Annotated in this window: 13 protein-coding genes; 2 read left to right on the top strand and 11 right to left on the bottom strand. The window is 73.5% G+C overall.

The window, feature by feature from the left end; all coding sequences use genetic code 11:
* Positions 1 to 35: 35 nt before the first annotated feature.
* Complete coding sequence (locus tag WCD58_RS32020) at positions 36 to 1,184, bottom strand: 8-amino-7-oxononanoate synthase (RefSeq protein ID WP_337707248.1); 1,149 nt, start codon at positions 1,182 to 1,184, stop codon at positions 36 to 38.
* Between the two features lie 78 nt (positions 1,185 to 1,262).
* Here WCD58_RS32020 and WCD58_RS32015 point away from each other — a divergent pair, with 78 nt between their 5' ends.
* Entirely contained in the window at positions 1,263 to 2,354 is a 1,092-nt protein-coding gene (locus WCD58_RS32015) for a TIGR03617 family F420-dependent LLM class oxidoreductase (protein WP_337707199.1), read from the top strand.
* A 50-nt stretch (positions 2,355 to 2,404) separates the two neighbouring features.
* Here WCD58_RS32015 and WCD58_RS32010 read toward each other — a convergent pair whose 3' ends face one another.
* On the bottom strand, positions 2,405 to 4,798 hold the full coding sequence (locus tag WCD58_RS32010) for a SulP family inorganic anion transporter (protein ID WP_337707198.1): 2,394 nt from the start codon (positions 4,796 to 4,798) through the stop codon (positions 2,405 to 2,407).
* Positions 4,799 to 5,220: 422 nt separating this feature from the next.
* On the bottom strand, positions 5,221 to 6,504 hold the full coding sequence (locus tag WCD58_RS32005; protein WP_337707197.1) for an adenosylmethionine--8-amino-7-oxononanoate transaminase: 1,284 nt from the start codon (positions 6,502 to 6,504) through the stop codon (positions 5,221 to 5,223).
* A 49-nt stretch (positions 6,505 to 6,553) separates the two neighbouring features.
* Here WCD58_RS32005 and WCD58_RS32000 point away from each other — a divergent pair, with 49 nt between their 5' ends.
* On the top strand, positions 6,554 to 7,411 hold the full coding sequence (locus WCD58_RS32000; RefSeq protein ID WP_337707196.1) for a PaaX family transcriptional regulator: 858 nt from the start codon (positions 6,554 to 6,556) through the stop codon (positions 7,409 to 7,411).
* Here the strand turns inward: WCD58_RS32000 and WCD58_RS31995 are convergent, their stop codons facing one another.
* From WCD58_RS31995 to dnaE, 8 genes are all read right to left on the bottom strand, one after another.
* Positions 7,412 to 8,791, bottom strand: a complete 1,380-nt coding sequence (locus WCD58_RS31995; protein WP_337707195.1) for an aldehyde dehydrogenase family protein — start codon at positions 8,789 to 8,791, stop codon at positions 7,412 to 7,414.
* 9 nt (positions 8,792 to 8,800) lie between these two features.
* Positions 8,801 to 10,246: an MFS transporter gene (locus WCD58_RS31990; RefSeq protein ID WP_337707194.1), complete on the bottom strand. Its 1,446-nt coding sequence runs from the start codon at positions 10,244 to 10,246 to the stop codon at positions 8,801 to 8,803.
* A complete protein-coding gene (locus WCD58_RS31985) occupies positions 10,243 to 10,851 on the bottom strand; it encodes a TetR/AcrR family transcriptional regulator (RefSeq protein ID WP_337707193.1) in 609 nt (202 codons plus the stop codon). The genes WCD58_RS31990 and WCD58_RS31985 overlap by 4 nt, the downstream gene beginning before the upstream one ends.
* 72 nt (positions 10,852 to 10,923) lie before the next feature.
* A complete protein-coding gene (locus WCD58_RS31980; RefSeq protein WP_337707192.1) occupies positions 10,924 to 11,778 on the bottom strand; it encodes an amidohydrolase family protein in 855 nt (284 codons plus the stop codon).
* A 23-nt stretch (positions 11,779 to 11,801) separates the two neighbouring features.
* Positions 11,802 to 12,629, bottom strand: coding sequence for a class II aldolase/adducin family protein (locus tag WCD58_RS31975; RefSeq protein ID WP_337707191.1), 828 nt, complete (start codon positions 12,627 to 12,629; stop codon positions 11,802 to 11,804).
* 32 nt (positions 12,630 to 12,661) lie between these two features.
* On the bottom strand, positions 12,662 to 13,480 hold the full coding sequence (locus tag WCD58_RS31970) for an SGNH/GDSL hydrolase family protein (protein WP_337707190.1): 819 nt from the start codon (positions 13,478 to 13,480) through the stop codon (positions 12,662 to 12,664).
* Positions 13,473 to 13,859, bottom strand: a complete 387-nt coding sequence (locus WCD58_RS31965) for a VOC family protein (protein WP_337707189.1) — start codon at positions 13,857 to 13,859, stop codon at positions 13,473 to 13,475. The genes WCD58_RS31970 and WCD58_RS31965 overlap by 8 nt, the downstream gene beginning before the upstream one ends.
* A 65-nt stretch (positions 13,860 to 13,924) precedes the next feature.
* Positions 13,925 to 17,461: a DNA polymerase III subunit alpha gene (gene dnaE, locus WCD58_RS31960; RefSeq protein WP_337707188.1), complete on the bottom strand. Its 3,537-nt coding sequence runs from the start codon at positions 17,459 to 17,461 to the stop codon at positions 13,925 to 13,927.
* Between the last annotated feature and the right edge of the window lie 308 nt (positions 17,462 to 17,769).

Below are 17,769 nucleotides of genomic sequence, written 5' to 3'. Positions count from 1 at the left end.
TCCACGGTGGGTGATTCGGCCCAGCGCGGCGCCGCCTATCGGGCCAGCGCCGCCCCGAGGACCTTGTGGAGCACCTGGTCGACGAGCGCGAGCTCGTCGGCGGTGAGGTCGGCGCGCGCGGTGAGCCGCAGGCGTGACGTGCCCGGCGGCACCGACGGCGGGCGGAAGCAGCCGGCGCGCAGGCCGTGCTCGGCGCACGCGGCGGCGGCGGCGACCGCGACCGCCGGGTCGCCCAGGACCACGGGGACCATCGCCGCGGTCGGCGCCGGCACGTCGATCCCGGGCGCGGCGGCCCGCGCGGAGGCGGCCACCGTCGCCGCGGCGGTGTGCAGCGCGGCGACCCGCTCGGGCTCGGCGCGCACGATCTCCAGCGCGGCCAGCGCGGCGCCCGCCGCGGCCGGGGCGAGCCCGGTGTCGAAGATGAACGGGCGCGCGGTGTCGACGAGGTGCTCGACGACGGCGCGGTCGGCGAGCACCACCCCGCCCTGGGACCCGAGCGACTTCGACAGCGTCGCGGTGAGCACGACGTCGGGCGCGCCGGCGAGCCCCGCCTCGGCGAGCGTCCCGCGCCCGCCGTCGCCGCGGACGCCGAGACCGTGCGCGTCGTCGACCAGCAGCACGGCGCCGCGCGCCCGGCAGACGGCGTGCAGCTCGGCGAGCGGCGCGACGCCCCCGTCGACGCTGTCGACGCCGTCCACGACCACCACCGCGCGGGTCTCCTCGCGGGCGGCGAGCACCCGGTCGACGGTCTCGGGGTCGGTGGCGCGGGCGACCTCGACGCGGGCGCGCGAGAGGCGGGCGGCGTCGACGAGCGAGGCGTGCGCGGCGACGTCGGAGACGACGAGCGCGCCGCGCCCGGTCAGCGCGGTGACCGCGCCGAGGTTCGCGGTGTAGCCCGACGAGAACACCAGCGCCGCGGGGCTGCCGGTGAAGTCGGCGAGGGCGTCCTCGAGCTCGTGGTGCAGCCGCGTCGAGCCCGTGACCAGCCGCGATCCGGTGGAGCCGGCGCCCCAGGCGCGCAGCGCGGCGGCGCCGGCCCCGACGACGCGCGGGTCGCGGGCGAGGCCGAGGTAGTCGTTGGAGGCGAGGTCGACCACCGGGTCGCCCACCTCGCGCGGACGCAGCGTCCGCCGCAGCCCCGCCTCCGCGCGCGCCGCCGCCGTCTCCTCCAGCCACGCACCCAGCCAGCTCACGGCGGCCACCCTACGTGCGTGGTTTCCGGCGCTATAGCGCCGGAAAGTACGCACATGGTGGTGTGCCTCATGCGCCTCGAGACGCTCCTGCCGCTGGGGAAGGTCGACCCGGGCCTGCGGACGCCGGACACGCCGCTGGACATCCACGCCGTCGCCGCGAACGCCGCGCTGCTCGAGGAGATCGGGTACGGCGGGATGGCGGTCGAGGAGACCAAGGACGACCCGTTCGCCGTCCTCACGCTCGCGGCGGCTTCGACGCGGACCCTGCGGCTGGGCACCGCGGTGGCGATCGCGTTCCCCCGCAGCCCCACGGTGATGGCGCTGCAGGCCTGGACGCTGCAGAAGCTCTCGGCCGGGCGGTTCACGCTCGGGATGGGCACGCAGGTGCGCGGGCACATCCGCCGCCGCTACGGGATGGCGTGGTCGGCGCCGGCGCCCTGGATGCGGGAGTACGTGCAGGCGATGCGCGCGGTGTGGACGACCTGGCAGACCGGCGCGCCGCTGGACCACCACGGCGAGCAGTACGACCTCGACCTCATGGTGCCGCTGTTCGACGCCGGGCCGATCGAGCACCCGGAGATCCCGGTGCACCTCGCGGCGGTGAACACGAACATGTGCGCGGTCGCCGGCGAGGTCGCCGACGGGGTCCGTCCGCACCCGGTGTGCACGCCCTCCTATATCCGCGAGGTCATGCTGCCCGCGGTCCGGCGCGGCGCCGCCCGCAGCGGTCGCCCGCTCGACGGCTTCCGGGTGGCGATGAAGCCGCTGGTGGCCTCGGCGCGCACGGAATCCGAGCTGGAGGGGAAGGTCGGCGACGCCCGGGCCCGGATCGCCTTCTACGCCTCGACGCCGGGCTACCGCGCCGCCTTCGACCACCTGGGCCTGTCCGACCTCGCGAGCGAGGCCAAGGAGCTGTCGAAGGCCCAGCGCTGGGAGGAGCTCCCCGCGATGATCGACGACGAGACCCTCGACCGGTTCGCCGTCATCGGGACGTACGACGTGATCGGCGAGCGGCTGCTGGAGCGCTTCGGCGACGTGGTCACCGACGTCGAGTTCTCGATCGCCGTCCGCGACGACGCCGACCGGGAGACGCTCGCCGGGCTGGCCGCGACCATCCAGTCCGCCGACGACAGCGCAGCCCGGGCGACCATCACCGGCTGACGTGCGTGATCTTCTGAGCGATAGCTCAGAAGATCATGCACGTCAGGGGGTCAGACGGGGTCGACGGCCGGGATCGGGATGGCCGAGGTGGCCGGGTCGCCGGGGGTGCCGGACGCGCCGGCGCCGAGCCGGTCGCGCGAGGCCGGGATGAACCGGTCGCCCTCGAGCACCGACATGCGGGCCGTCGCGATGTCGAAGTACAGCCCGACCAGGCGCACCCGGCCCTCCTCGATCGCCCGGGCGACCGCCGGGTGGCGGGCCAGGCGCTCGAGCTGGACGGCGACGTTGACCATCGCGAGCTGGTCGACGTCCGACGCGCCGCGGGTCGCCGCCTCGGCGGCCACCGCATGCCCGGAGCGCCACCGCGACACGCTCTCGCGGGCCCCGCCGAGCCAGCGCCCGAGGACGCCCTCGCCGCCGGTCCCCCGCAGCGCCGCGGTCATCGCGCCGCACCCGGAGTGCCCGCAGACCACGAGCGTCGGGACCTCGAGCACGTCGAGGGCGTACTCCACCGACGCGCCGACCGAGTCGTCGGTGCTCTCGACCGGCGCGAGGTTGCCGACGTTCCGCACGGTGAACAGGTCGCCCGGGCCGCTCGAGGTGAGCACGTTCGGGACCACCCGCGAGTCCGAGCAGGTCAGGAAGAAGGCGTACGGCGACTGGCCGTCGGCGAGGTCGGACAGGTACGGCGCGACCAGGCCGGCGGCGCGCCGGTGGTACTCGCGCAGCCCGGTGAGGATCGGGTCGTCGGCGTCCTCGCCGGCGTCGAGGGCGTGGCCGTGACCGGCCCCGACGCCGAACTGCGCGTCGTGGCCGCTCTCCATGGTCCAGCCCCGCCGAGCTTCGTGTCCGGCCTGCCACACCGACCACGGCGACAGGAACCGCGGCACCGGGCCGGGCCGGCGGTCACCGGGCCCGCCGTTGGTGGTCGTGCGCCGGTCGAGCAGGCCCATCGTGCCCACCTCGTCGACGCGGACGTGCCCGCCGCCCTGCTCGTGGCGCTCGATCCACTCCTGCAGGTGGTCGTAGGCGGCGTGGTCGAGGTAGTCGGTGACCAGGTCGATCACCACCGGCGCGCCGGCGGGGACCTGCCCGAGACGCCGGGCCAGCCGCGGGATCGACGGGAAGCACAGGGCGCCCTCGACGACGACGTGCCAGTCGCCCTCGGGGGTGGCCGACGGCTCCTGGACCTCGATCGACGCCCACACCACGCGCCGCAGCACCAGCAGCAGCGCCAGCACGAGCCCGGCGATGACGCCGGTCAGCAGGTCGGTGAACACCACGCCGAGGATCGTCACGACGTACACCGGCAGCTCGCCGTGGCGGTGCAGCTCGCGCATGTGGGCGAGCTTCACCAGCCGCGCGCCGATCACCACGAGCAGCCCGGCGAGGACGGCCATCGGGATCTGCTGCACCAGGCCCAGCAGGGCCACCGAGAACACGACGATCCAGACGCCGTGCAGGATCGCCGAGACGCGGCTCTTCGCGCCGGCGGCGACGTTGGTGGAGCTGCGCACGATGACGCCGGTGATCGGCAGACCGCCGAGCAGGCCCGACAGCGTGTTGCCGGCGCCCTGCCCGACGAGTTCGCGGTCGAGGTTCGACTTCTGGCCGCCGTGCATACGGTCGACGGCCACGGCCGACAGCAGGCTCTCGACGCTCGCGATGATCGCGATCGTCAGCACGCCGACGGCGAACGCGCCCCACTGCCCGTCGGGCAGCACGGGCGGGGTGATGGCCTCGAGGACGGACCCGCCGATCTCGACGCGCTCCACGGGCAGCGCGAACACCGAGGCGATCACGGTGACCAGCGCGACCGCGAGCAGCGGCGCCGGGATGCCGCGGACCCAGCCGGGCGTGCCCTGCGGCAGGCGGGGCCAGGCGAGCAGGATCGCGATGACGGCGAGGCCGAGCGCGGTCGCCGCGCCGTGCAGCGAGAGCAGCTGCCCGGGCAGGGCGAGGATGTTGGCGATCGCGTCGTCCTGCTGCTCGCCGCCGAGGACGACGTGCAGCTGGCCGAGCACGATCGTCACGCCGATGCCGGCGAGCATCCCGTGCACGACGGCCGGGGAGATGGCCAGCGCGGCGCGCCCGGTCTTCGTGAGACCGAACAGGATCTGCAGGACGCCCGCGGCCACGGTGATCGCGCAGGTGACGCCCCAGCCGAAGCGGCCGACGAGGTCGGCGACGACGACGGTGAGGCCGGCGGCGGGGCCGCTGACCTGCAGCGGCGAGCCGCCGAGGGCCCCGGCGACGAGGCCGCCGACCGCAGCGGCGATCAGGCCGGCGGTGAGCGGCGCGTCCGAGGCCACCGCGATGCCCAGCGAGAGGGGCACGGCGACGAGGAAGACGACGAGTGAAGCGGGGATGTCGGCGCGCAGCTTCTCGCGCCAGCTCGGGGTGTCCCGGTCCGAGGACGGGACGGTGGTCGCTCCGGTGGTCATGGGTCCTCCGTCGGGGGCCGTGGACCGGCCCGGCGGGGGGTGATCGGGGGCGATCACCGGGGGGCTCGGGGGGCGCCGCGTCGCCGGTCACCCGGCGTCACCGACAGGGCCGCAGTGCCGCGTGCCGAAGGCGCTGTGATCACTGTGCCCTACCGCCGGGGGACCCACCCGCACACGACGAAGTTGATCGTTACGCTCCGTTCGGATCACACCGGGCCAGGCGGTACCGACGGTCCCACATACGGGTGTGACGTGGCCCGGAGCTGGACATCTCCGTCGGCCCGACCACGCTCGGTCCGTGCCTGACCGCCGGTCTTGCTGGGCCGGACGGGTGAACTGGAACGAATCCGGCGATTCGGACGGACACGTCACATCGGCTCATGTCGGTCTCATCGCCGTCTCACACGGTCGTTACGCAGCGTTCACCCGGCGCCGGCGGCGGCGACCATCGCCTCCCCGATGCGGAGGACGTCGTCGGCCGGGGTGACGTAGGGCGGCATGGCGTAGACGAGGTCGCGGAACGGGCGCAGCCACACCCCGTGCGCCTCGGCGGCGGCCTGCGCCGCGGGCACGTCGACGGAGTGGTCGAGCTGGATCACGCCGATGCCGCCGAGCACGCGCACGTCCACCACGCCCTCGACGTCCCGGGCCGGGGCCAGCCCCTCCCGCAGCCCCGCGCCGAGCGCCGCGACCTCCCCGGCCCAGTCGCGGCGCAGCAGCTCGTCGATGCTCGCCGCCGCCACCGTCGCCGCGAGCGGGTTGGCCATGAACGTCGGCCCGTGCATGAGGCCCCCGGCCTCGCCCTCGCTGATCGCCGTCGCCACCGCGGGCGTGCACAGGGCCGCCGCCGCGGTCAGGTAGCCGCCGGTCAGGGCCTTGCCCAGGCACATCACGTCCGGCGACACGCCCGCCTGCTCGGCGGCGAAGAGCGTCCCGGTACGCCCGAAGCCGGTGGCGATCTCGTCGAAGACCAGCACGAGGTCGTGCCGGTCGGCGATCTCCCGCAGGACCCGCAGGTGGCGCGGGTCGTGGAAGCGCATCCCGCCCGCCCCCTGCACGACGGGCTCGACGACGATGCCGGCGATCTCCCCGGCGTGCGCCTCGGCCACCGCGCGCAGGTGCTCGTCGTAGGCGGGGTCGTGGGCAGACGGGGGCCGGTCGGCGAACACCTGCTGCGGCAGGAACCCAGTCCACGCCGCGTGCATCCCGCCCTCGGGGTCGCAGACGCTCATCGCGCCGAACGTGTCGCCGTGGTAGCCGCCCCGCCACGTCATCATCCGCGTGCGGCCGGGCCTCCCCCGCGCCCGCTGGTACTGCAGGCACATCTTCAGCGCGACCTCGATCGACACCGACCCCGAGTCGGCGAGGAACACGTGCTGCAGCGGCTCCGGGGTCAGCGCGACGAGCCGTTCCGCCAGCGCCACCGCCGGGTCGTGGGTGAGCCCGCCGAACATCACGTGGCTCATCGCGCCGGTGGCGCGCACGACGGCGTCGTCGAGCGCCGGGTGCCGGTAGCCGTGCACCGCCGCCCACCACGACGACATGCCGTCCACCAGCTCACGGCCGTCGTCGAGCGTGAGCCGCACCCCCTGCGCCGAGCGCACGACCAGCGGGTCCGTGCGCCCGGGCATCGGGCCGTAGGGGTGCCAGACGTGGGCCCGGTCGACCTCCGGCAACGAACGGCTCGTCGTCCTCGGCGCAGTCACCCGCGCACCGTAACGGCGCTGGTGAGCCCGGGCCCTAGGATCACCGGTGATGTCCACCGCCGACGAGAGCCCCGCCGACGCGCGGCCGGACCCGTTCTCGCGGCGTCGCGAGGTCGCGGCCACCAGCGCGCGGTCGCTGCTGGTCACGGTGCTCGGCGAGGTCGTCCTGCCCGCCGGCGAGCCGGTGTGGACCCAGACGGTGGTGGACGTGCTCGGGCTGGTCGGCGTCGAGGAGAAGTCCGCGCGCCAGGCGCTGGCCCGCACCGCCGCCGACGGCATGCTCGTCTCGGAGCGGGTCGGGCGGCGCGTGCGCTGGGACCTGACGCCGTGGGGCCGCGACCTGCTCACGGTCGGCGCGGCGCGCATCTACGCGCACGGGCGCGCGCGGGCGGCGTGGGACGGGCACTGGCTCGTCGTCGTCGCCAGCGTCCCCGAGCAGCAGCGGGCGCGGCGCCACCGCCTGCGCACCCGCCTGGCGTGGGCCGGCCTCGGCTCCCCCGCGGCCGGCATGTGGGTCTCCCCCGACACCGGGCGCCTCGACGAGGTCCGCGAGGTCCTCGCCGAGAACGGCCCCGCCGACGCGCACGTCGTCACCGGCGAGTACCACGGCGGGCTCACCGCGACCGAGCTCGCCGCCCGAGCCTGGGACCTCGGCGACCTCGAGGCGCGCTACGAGGAGTTCGTCGCCGCCTTCGCCGACCTCGAGCCCGGGGACGACGCCGCCACGCTCGCGGCCCAGATCCGGCTCGTCGACGCCTGGCGGCGCTTCCCGTTCCTCGACCCGGGGCTCCCCGACGCGCTGCTGCCGTCCCCGTGGGTCGGGCACCGCGCCGCCGAGGTGTTCCACGGCCGGCACACCGCCTGGACGGAGGCGACGCGCCGGGCCGTGGCCGGGCTGGGTCTCTAGCTACTGGATCCAGATCGTCTTCGCGTTGACGAACGACTGCGGGCCGAAGCTCGCGAGCTCACGGCCGTAGCCGGAGTTCTTCGCGCCGCCGAACGGCACCTCGGGCGTCGACTCGGTGATCTTGTTGACGTAGACCATGCCGGACTCGACCTCGGTGGCGAACCGCTCCTTCTCGGCCTCGTCGTTCGTCCAGGCGCTGCCGCCCAGCCCGAAGTCCGAGTCGTTGGCGATCCGGATCGCGTCGTCGACGTCCGTCGCCCGGTGCACCAGCGCCACCGGCCCGAAGAGCTCCTCGTAGTAGGCGCGGGCCTCCTTCGGGATCTCCGCGAGGATCGTCGGCGGGTAGTAGTTGCCGGCACCGCCCGACGGCTTGCCGCCGGTCAGCAGCTTCGCGCCGGCCGCGACCGAGTCCTGCACCTGCTGGTCGAGCTCCTCGAGCGACTGCGACCCGGAGAGCGGCCCGACGTCGGTGTTCTCGTCCATCGGGTCGCCGACGGTCAGCGACTCGAACTTCGCGACCAGCTTCTGCGTGAACTCGTCCGCGATGTCGGTGTGGAGGATGAACCGCTTGGCGTTGATGCAGGACTGGCCGTTGTTGAGCAGGCGGCTCGACACCCCGGCCTCGACCGTGGCGTCGAGGTCGGCCGAGGGCATGACGATGAACGGGTCGCTGCCGCCCAGCTCCAGCACGCTCGTCTTGACGTTGTGGCCGGCGCGGGCGCCGACCTCGCGGCCCGCGGGCTCGCTGCCGGTCAGCGTCACGGCGCGCACGCGGTCGTCGTCGATGATCCCCTCGATCACCGACGAGCCCACGAGCAGCGTCTGGAACGCGCCGTCGGGGAAGCCGGCCCGGCGCAGGACGTCCTCGATCGCCAGGGCCACCTGGGGCACGTTCGACGCGTGCTTGAGCAGGCCGACGTTGCCGGCCATGAGCGCCGGCGCGGCGAAGCGCAGCACCTGCCAGTACGGGAAGTTCCACGGCATCACGGCGAGCACGGGGCCCAGCGGCTGGTAGCGCGTGAAGATGCGCGCGTGCTCGGGCGCCGACTTCGGCTTCGGCCACTCGACGTCGGCGAGGTCCTCGGCGGCGTGGTCGGCGTACCAGCGGCAGCCCAGGGCGCACTTCGTCACCTCGGCCTTGGCCGCGACGAAGGTCTTGCCCATCTCGAGGGTCGCGAGCTCGGCCAGCCGCTCGTTCTCGGCGTCGAAGATGTCCGCCGCCGCGCGCAGCCAGCCGGCGCGCTGCTCGAACGTCGTGTCGCGGTAGGTCTGGAACGCGTCCCACGCGCGCTGGAGCTTCTCCTCGAGCTGCGCGTCGGTGAGGGCGTCGAACTCCTTGACGGTCTCCCCCGTGGCGGGGTTCGTCGTTGCGATGGCCATGAGAGTTGTCTACCCCGCCTGCCGGGCCGGGCAATCCGCTGTCGGGTCGGGGGTGGGTTCCGGCTCGCGGGCCGAACGCGCGGCCGCCTGCTCCGCCCGGGCCAGCGCGACCGCGACGACCGCCGCGGCGACCCCCGCCAGCGCCAGCATCACCCACCCCGCCCGCAGCAGCCCGAGCTCCTCGGGCCGGCCGGTGGTGTGCGTGCCGATCACCGACACGAGCAGCGCCACCCCGAGCACCGACCCGACCTGCCGGGCCGTGGTGATCAACGAGGAGCCGGTGCCCCACCGGTGCGCCGGGAGCGCCACGCCGACCACCGACGAGAGCGCGGGCAGGATCAGGCCGACCCCGAGCCCCGTGGCGATCTGCCCGGGGAGCATGCCGACGGCGTAGCGGGGCGTCGCGTCGAGCCACAGCGCCCACCACGCCGGCCCCGCGGCGAACACCAGCCCGCCCACGACCACGACCCGCCCGATCCCGAACCGCCCCGTGAGGCGGCCCGACAGCCGCGCCACCCCGACGACCACCGCCGGACCGACCGCGAGCGCGAGCCCCGCGACCGGCGCCGACCAGCCCCAGGTCCCGGTGAGGAACAGGACGTTCGCGACGAGCATGCCGGCGAAGCCCGTGGTGAAGGCGATCATGGCGAGCGCCGCGAGCCCGACGACCGGGGTGCGCAGGACGGCGAGGTCCAGCGCCGGCACGGGGTGGCGGCGCGAGCGCAGGACCACCCCGGCCAGCGCGAGCACCGCGACGGCGAGGCCCGCGAGCACCGGCGCCGACGCCCACCCGAGGTCGGGCGCGCGGACCAGGGCGAACGCGAGCGCCCCGACCCCGACGACCAGCCCCACCGCGCCGAGGATGTCGGGCAGGCCCGCGTCGCGCTGGGTCGCGCCGGCCGGCAGCGCCCGCAGGCCCGCCACGAACGCGACCACCCCGACCGGCACGTTGACCAGGAACACCCAGTGCCACGACGCCTCGACCAGCAGCCCGCCGAGCGGCGGACCGAGCGCGGCGGCGACCGCGCCGATCGACGCCCACGCGCCGACGGCGTGGGCGCGCCGCTCGGCCGGGAAGGCGGCGAGCAGCAGCGACAGCGACGTCGGCGTCACGAGCGCAGCCCCGAGGGCCTGCACGGCGCGGGCGGCGACGAGCAGCCCCACCGACGGGGCGGCCGCGCACGCGGCGGACGCGAGCGTGAACACCGCCAGCCCGACGAGGAACACGCGCCGGTGCCCGACCCGGTCGGCCAGGCGCCCGGCGAGGGCGAGGAACGCGGCGAAGACGACCGTGTAGCCGTTGAGCACCCACGAGATCGCTCCGAGGTCGCTGCCCGGGAAGTCGGCGCGGATGTCGGGGAAGGCCAGGTTGACGATGAACAGGTCGAGGCTCGACAGGAACGCCGCGGCCGACGTGATCAGCAGGACCGTGCGCGGGCTCGCCGGGGCGCTCACGACGCGACCCGCTCGTCGACCAGGCGGCGGGCGAGATCGATCGCGGTGTCGGAGCCGACGCGGGCGTCGACGCGGTCGCGGTAGGCGGCCTGGAGGTAGAGGCCGTCGACGAGCAGCCACAGCTCCTCGGTCAGGCGGTCCGGGTCGGCGACGCCGAGCGCGGCGACGAGCTCGGCGAGCACGCGGTGGGAGTCGGCGAGGACGTGGTGGGCCACGCCGGCGGGGGTCGGCGCGTCGTCGTGTCCGAGGTCGGCGTCGTCGGGGAACTCCGCGAGGTAGTTGCGGAAGGCACACCCGCGGAAGTCGGGGCGGGCGGTCCGCTCGGCGATCTCCTCGACGACCGCGAGCAGCTGCGCGCGCGGGTCGTCGGCGGCGGCGTCACGCGCACGGCGGGTCTGGGCGTCGCGGATGTCCCGCGCGCGTTCCAGGTAGGCGGCGACGAGGTCGTTCTTCGTCGGGAAGTGCGAGTACAGGAGGTTCTTGCCGGTCCCGGCCTCGGTGATCACCTGGTTCATGCCCACGGCACGGACCCCGCGGGAGTAGAACAACCGCGACGCGGTCGTGAGGATGCGGTCCCGGGTGCCGGGTGCGGGCGTCCGTGCCACCACGGCTCCTCTCGTGCCGAAAAGGACCGTGTGGTCCCGGACCGATCGGTCCCTCATCGGCACAGTACACCGTCAGAGCCGGGTCGGCGGCTCCAGCAGCCCCGGGTAGACCCGCAGGGCGTGGTCGCCGAGCAGCCCGTCGGTGAGGGCGTCGCCGAGCCCGAGCTCGCGGATCGCGGCGATGTTGCGGGCCGGGTCGGCGGACGGCGCGTCGGTGCCGAACACCGACTTCGCGGCGACCCGCTCGAAGCCGAACCGCTCGTAGTAGACGGGCAGCTTGTGGGGCGGCAGCCCCGCGAGGTCGAGCCAGACGTCCTCGCGGGTCAGGGCGAGCGAGGCGGCGGCCTCGTAGCTCCAGCCACGCCCGCCGTGGGCGAGCACCAGGGTCAGCCCCGGGAAGTCGCGCAGGACGTCGTCGAGCATGACGGGGTCGCCGTACTTGCCGGTGGCGCCCGGGAACACCGACGGCCCGGTGTGCACGATCACCGGGATCCCGCGCTCGAGGCAGCGGGCGTACGCCGGGTAGAGCTGGGCGTCGTTGGGCGCGATGCCGGCGTGGACCGGGTGCACCTTGAGCGCGACGGCCCCGAGGTCGAGCTGGCGGTCGACCTCGGCGGCCACCGGGTGGTGCACGTGCGGGTTGACGTTGGCGACGATGCGGAAGCGCTCGGCGTCGGCGTCGACGAGCGGCAGCATGTCCTCGATCGTCTGCCACCCGGTGGCCTTCGGGCTGTACTCGCAGAACAGCAGGACGCGGTCCACCCCGGCACCGGCGAACAGGGCCGAGACCTTCTCCGGGATGGCCGCGCCGTCGCTGTCGTAGCAGGCCGACCACGCCTCACCGGTGCCCGCGGGCCCGATCCACTGCTCCCACGGCACCTTGAGCCGCGCGAGGTGGGCGACGTGGACGTGGGCGTCGACGATCACCCGGCCATCCTCGCCCGTCTGCCCTAGTCGAACAGATCCGGGTCGGTCCGGACGACCTCGTCCCACAGCGGCTGGAACGAGAACCAGCCGGCGTAGGCGGTGCCGGTCTGCTCGGCGGTGAACTTCGCGTTCACGTGGTCGATCTGGGTGGGCGTGCCCGCGGCCTCGGCCATGAGCTGGGCCTGGCAGTTGCGCTCGGTGTTGATGAACCACCACGCGGCCTCGGCCACCGTGTCGCCGACGGTGAAGATGCCGTGGTTCTGGTGGAAGACCATCTTGCGCCCGGTCAGCCCGGTGGCCAGGGCGCGCCCGACCTCGGGGTCGAGCACGACGGCCCCGCGCCCCTCGGTGACGACGCCGTGGTTCTCGTAGAGGGTGCAGGCGTCCTGGGTGATCGGGTCGAGCGGGCGGGCCAGCGACGACCACGCCTTGCCGTACACCGAGTGCGCGTGCGCGGCCGCCACGACGTCGGGGTGCGCGTGGTGCACCGCGGAGTGGATGACGAACCCGGCCTGGTTCACCGGCTTGTTCCCGTGCACGACGTCGCCGTCGTGGTTCACCGCGATCAGATCCGACACACGGATGTGCCGGAAGCTCATGCCGAACGGGTTGACCCAGAACATGTGCGGGTCCTCGGGGTCGCGCACCGTGATGTGGCCCGCGATCCCCTCGCCGAACCCGAAGCGCCCGAAGATGCGGAACGCGCCGGCGAGCTGCTGCTTGCGGTGCAGCCGCTCCTCCGCGCTCGTCGCGAACGTCGGCGGCTGGGGCATGACGATGCCCTCCTGGGAGGGCCGGAAGGCGGGCATGCCGTCGTCGGAGGTGCGGGTGTCCTGCGTGGGGGCGGCCATGCCTCGACCGTGCGCCGGGTCACGGGCCCGGGTCAAGCCCCGGGCTCGGTCCGCAGCCTCTTGGCGACGAGGTCGGCGACGGCGGCCATCCCGGCCGCGGTCGGGTGGAACGGCCGCGGGCCGCCGAACCCGGGGACACCCATCACGAAGCCGCCGACCCACGGGTCCGGCGCGCCCGCGCCGTGGTCCTCGCTCACCGCGGACACCGCGACGAGGTCCGCGCCGGCGTCGGTGGCCGCGGCCGCGAAGCTCGCGGCGAGGCCGGCCGCGACCCGCCGGCCCTCCCCGATCTGCTCGGCGGTCAGCGGCACGGTGTCCGGCGTCGCGTGGGTGCCGAGCACGGTGAGGTAGTCGACGAGGACGACGCGCGCGCCGGGTGCGCGGCGTCGCACGTCGTCGACCAGGGCGGTCAGGGAGGCCCGGACCTCGGCGAACGCCTCGGGCGGCGGCACCTCGACCGTGTAGCCCAGGCGCCGCCGGACCGGCGCCGGCAGCCAGGGCAGCCGGGCCGTGAGGGTGCCGCGCAGGCCGGCCGAGACGAGCATGCCGAGGTAGCCGACGTCGTTGCCGCCTGCGGTGACCGTGACGAGCGCGGTCTCGGCGGTCACCGCCGCGACCTGCGGCGGGACCGGGCCGGTGAGGGTCGGCCGGCGGTCGTGGCGCAGCTGCGCGGTCGTCGCCCCGGAGCAGGTCACGTCGACCAGCGGCAGGCCGATCTCCTCGGCGAGCAGGCTCGGGTAGTTGCGCCCGGAGCGCAGCGCCCCGCGATCGACCTGGGGCGGGATCCCGGGTCCCGCCGCGAACGAGCTCCCGAGGGCGACGTAGACGCCCGGGCTCGCCGGATCAGCCACCCGCGGTCTGCCAGACGCCGACGACGCTGCCCTCCGGGTCGCGGAAGTAGGCGGCGAACCCCATCTCGCCGACGGGGATCTTCGGCGTGACGACGGTGGCGCCGAGCTCCTCGACGCGCGCGAGGGCGGCGTCGAGGTCGGGCACGTCGATGACCACGACGGGACCGCGCGGCTCGCCCTCGCCGCGGGCGAACATACCGCCGTTGATGAACCCCGGCTCCTTGCCCGTGCCGTCCTCGCCGGTCGGGCCGGTGACGACCCCGGTGTAGTCGAGCTCCGGGATCACCATGGTGTGCCACCCGAAGGCGTCGCGGTAGAACGCGCGGGCGCGGTCGCCGTCGGAGTAGGGGAGCTCGAAGTGCACCACACGACCGGTCATGGCCGTCCTCCTGGAACTGACGTCGGGCGTCGAGCGTCCCAGGTCGGCCGTGAGGCGCGCGAGAGTCAGCCGAGGCAGCGCGGGCCGAGCAGCGCCTTGAGGTCGCCCATCAGCGCGCCCGAGTTGGTGACCTTGAGCCCGTCGTCGAGCCGCAGCACGTGGCTCGCCCCGTTGGCGGCCAGCAGCGTCAGGTGGACCTCGCTGGGGCCCGGGTGGGCGACGAGGACCTCCTTGAGCTTGCCGACCCGCTCGGGCGTGCACCGCGCGCTCTCGATGACGACCTTGACCGGCGCGCCGCCGACGCCCCCGGACAGGTCGGGCACCGCGAGGTCCTCGACGAACAGGCTGACGCGGTCGTCCCGCTTGTTGACCTTGCCCTTGACCAGCACGATCGCGTCCTCGGCGACGTCGATCGACACCGCGGCGTAGGTGCGCGGGAAGAACAGCACCTCGATGCCGCCGGCGAGGTCCTCGATCTGCGCCGACGCCCAGGGCTCGCCCTTCTTGTTCACCCGCCGGGTGACGCTGGCGAGGATGCCGCCGACCGTGACCTGCGCGCCCTCGGCGACGTCACCCTCGAGGATCCTGGTGATCTGGGTGTCGGCCCGGCTCGCGAGGACCTGCTCGATGCCGTTGAGCGGGTGGCCGGAGACGTAGAGCCCGAGCATCTCCCGCTCGAGCGCGAGGCGGTGCTTGGACTCCCACTCCCCCTCGGGCACCTTGACGTCGAACATGCCGGTGGTGTCGCCGGAGTCCTCGTCCGGCCCGTCGAAGCTGCCGAACAGATCGAACTGCCCGTCCGCCTCGGCCTTCTTCGTGGTCATCACCGCGTCGACGGCCTCGGCGTGCACCAGCGCGAGGCCCTTGCGGGGGTGGCCCAGCGAGTCGAAGGCGCCGGCCTTGATCAGCGACTCGACCGTCTTCTTGTTGCAGACCTGCTGCGGGACCTTGCGCAGGAAGTCCGAGAAGTCGGTGAACCCGCCCTTCTCGCGCCGGGTCTCGACGATCGCGTCGACGACTCCGGAGCCGACGTTGCGGATGGCGCCGAGGCCGAACCGGATGTCGGCGCCGACCGGGGCGAAGTTGAGCACCGACTCGTTGACGTCCGGCGGCAGCACCGTGATGCCCATCTTGCGGCACTCGGCGAGGTAGATCGCCGCCTTGTCCTTGTCGTCGCGGACGCTGGTGAGCACCGCCGCCATGTACTCGGCGGGGTAGTTCGCCTTGAGGTAGGCCGTCCAGTACGACACGACGCCGTAGGCCGCGGAGTGCGCGCGGTTGAACGCGTAGTCGGAGAACGGCAGCAGGATGTCCCACAGCGTCTTGATCGCCGCGGCCGAGTAGCCGTTGTCCTTCATGCCCTGGGCGAAACCCTCGTACTCCTTGTCGAGGATCTCCTTCTTCTTCTTGCCCATGGCGCGACGGAGCAGGTCGGCCTTGCCCAGCGAGTAGCCCGCGAGCACCTGGGCGATCGCCATGACCTGTTCCTGGTAGACGATCAGGCCGTAGGTCTCGCCGAGGACCTCCTTGAGGGGCTCCTCGAGCTCCGGGTGGATCGGGGTGACCTCTTGGCGCCCGTTCTTGCGGTCGGCGTAGTCGTTGTGCGCGTTGGCGCCCATCGGGCCCGGCCGGTAGAGCGCGCCGACGGCGGAGATGTCGTCGAACTCGGTGGGCGCCATGCGTCGCAGCAGGTCGCGCATCGGGCCGCCGTCGAGCTGGAACACCCCGAGCGTCTCGCCGCGTGACAGGAGCTCGTAGGTCGCCTTGTCGTCGAGCCCGAGCTTGTCGAGGTCGAGCGACGGCTTGCCGTTGAGCGGGATGTTGTTGAGCGCGTCGTCGATGATCGTGAGGTTGCGCAGGCCCAGGAAGTCCATCTTCAGCAGCCCGAGGGTCTCGCAGACCCCCATGTCGAACTGCGTGATGATCGCGCCGTCGGCCTCGCGCCGCTGGATCGGGATGACGTCGATCAGCGGTTCCTTGGACATGATCACGCCGGCCGCGTGCACGCCCCACTGCCGCTTGAGCCCCTCGAGGTCCTTGGCGGTGTCGACGATCTCCTTGACCTGGGCGTCCGACTCGTAGAGCGCCCGCATCTCGGCGGCCTCGGAGTAGCGCTTGTGGCTGGGGTCGAACACCCCGGACAGCGGGATGTCCTTGCCCATCACCGCGGGCGGCATCGACTTCGTGATCCGGTCGGCCACCGCGTAGCCGGGCTGCCCGTAGAGCACGCGCGCCGAGTCCTTGATCGCGGCCTTCGCCTTGATCGTGGAGTACGTAATGATCTGCGCGATCTTCTCTTCGCCGTACTTCTCGGTGACGTACCGGATCATCTCGCCGCGCCGGCGCTCGTCGAAGTCCATGTCGATGTCGGGCATGGAGACGCGCTCGGGGTTGAGGAACCGCTCGAAGATCAGCTTGTGGTGGATCGGGTCGAGATCCGTGATGCCGAGGACGTAGGCGACGAGGCTCCCCGCCGCCGACCCGCGGCCCGGTCCGACGCGCAGGTTGACCGAGCGCGCGTAGTTCAGCAGGTCGGCCGTCACCAGGAAGTAGCCCGGGTAGCCCATCTGCATGATGACCGACACCTCGTAGTCGGCCTGCTTGCGGTACTGCTCGGAGAAGCCGTTCGGGAACCGCCAGTGCAGGCCGCGCTCGACCTCCTTGACCAGCCAGCTGCCCTCGGTCTCGCCCTCGGGCACCGGGGCCACGGGCTGCAGGTCGCGACCCTCGGTGAACTCGACGTTCACCCGCTCCGCGATCGCCAGGGTGTTGTCGCAGGCCTCGGGGAACACGCCGTCCCACTGGGCGCGCATCTCCTGCGCGCTCTTGAGGTAGAAGTCCTGCGCGTCGAACCGGAAGCGGTTCGGGTCGTTCATCGTCTTGCCGGTCTGCACGCACAGCAGGACCTCGTGCGGTTTCGCGTCCTTGGCGTACGTGTAGTGCAGGTCGTTGGTGGCGAGACCGGGCAGGTCGAGCTTCTTCTTGAGGTCGTAGAGGTCGTCGCGGACCCGGCGCTCGATCTCGATGCCGTGGTCCATCAGCTCGCAGAAGAAGTTGTCCGCGCCGAAGATGTCGCGGTAGTCGCTCGCGGCCTGGCAGGCGCCGTCGAAGTCGCCCTGCTGCAGGTAGCGCGCGACCTCGCCCGACGGGCAGCCCGTGGTGGCGATGATGCCCTTGCCGTAGGTCTCGAGCAGCTCGCGGTCCATGCGCGGCTTGTAGTAGTAGCCCTCGAGGCTGGCGAGGCTCGAGAGCCGGAAGAGGTTGTGCATCCCCTCCGTGTTCTCCGCCAGCAGCGTCATGTGGGTGTACATCTGGCCCGGGTTGTCATCGCTGATGACCTGGCCGCCGAGCGTGGCGCGCTTGCGCTCGTGGCGGCTGCCGGGCGCGAGGTAGCCCTCCATGCCGATGATCGGCTTGACCCCGTGGGCCTTCGACTTCTTCCAGAACTCGTAGGCGCCGAAGGTGTTGCCGTGGTCGGTCATCGCCAGGGCCGGCATGCCCATCCGCGCGGCCTCGGCGAACAGGTCGTCCAGCCGCGCGGCACCGTCGAGCATCGAGAACTCGGTGTGCGTGTGCAGGTGGACGAACGAGTCGCCGGTCACGTCGCGGGACCTCCCTGGAGCGCCGGGATCGGGGTGCCGCCGACCGGCCCGGGCGTGCGGGACGTGGTCGGCGGGAACCACCCCAGCCTAATCGCGCCCCCCGACAGCGCCGCCCCTCCCCGAGGGCCTCGCCCGTCGTCGCTGCTCACCTCCGGCGACCCGGCGTGTCGCCCGGATCCGGGCTCGTCACAGGAGTCACGGGCGTCCCTTCCGTCGCGTGGTGGGGGGTGTCGGAGTAGGAAGATCACCGGTTGGGGTGACGCCCGGGTGCCACGAAGATCAGCAGGCCGTCAGGCACCTCGGAGGGG

It is taken from the genome of Actinomycetospora flava, assembly GCF_037400335.1.
In the GTDB taxonomy this organism is placed as follows: domain Bacteria; phylum Actinomycetota; class Actinomycetes; order Mycobacteriales; family Pseudonocardiaceae; genus Actinomycetospora; species Actinomycetospora flava.
Note: the sequence above shows the minus strand (reverse complement) of the source record. Positions and strands in the feature narration are given on the sequence as shown.

Bases quoted from the DNA above. Each gene is read 5' to 3' on its own strand.
- WCD58_RS32015 (WP_337707199.1), top strand. From the start codon at position 1,263: ATGCGCCTCGAGACGCTCCTGCCGCTGGGGAAGGTCGACCCGGGCCTG.
- WCD58_RS32010 (WP_337707198.1), bottom strand. From the start codon at position 4,798: ATGACCACCGGAGCGACCACCGTCCCGTCCTCGGACCGGGACACCCCG.
- WCD58_RS32000 (WP_337707196.1), top strand. From the start codon at position 6,554: ATGTCCACCGCCGACGAGAGCCCCGCCGACGCGCGGCCGGACCCGTTC.
- WCD58_RS31995 (WP_337707195.1), bottom strand. From the start codon at position 8,791: ATGGCCATCGCAACGACGAACCCCGCCACGGGGGAGACCGTCAAGGAG.
- WCD58_RS31975 (WP_337707191.1), bottom strand. From the start codon at position 12,629: ATGGCCGCCCCCACGCAGGACACCCGCACCTCCGACGACGGCATGCCC.
- WCD58_RS31965 (WP_337707189.1), bottom strand. From the start codon at position 13,859: ATGACCGGTCGTGTGGTGCACTTCGAGCTCCCCTACTCCGACGGCGAC.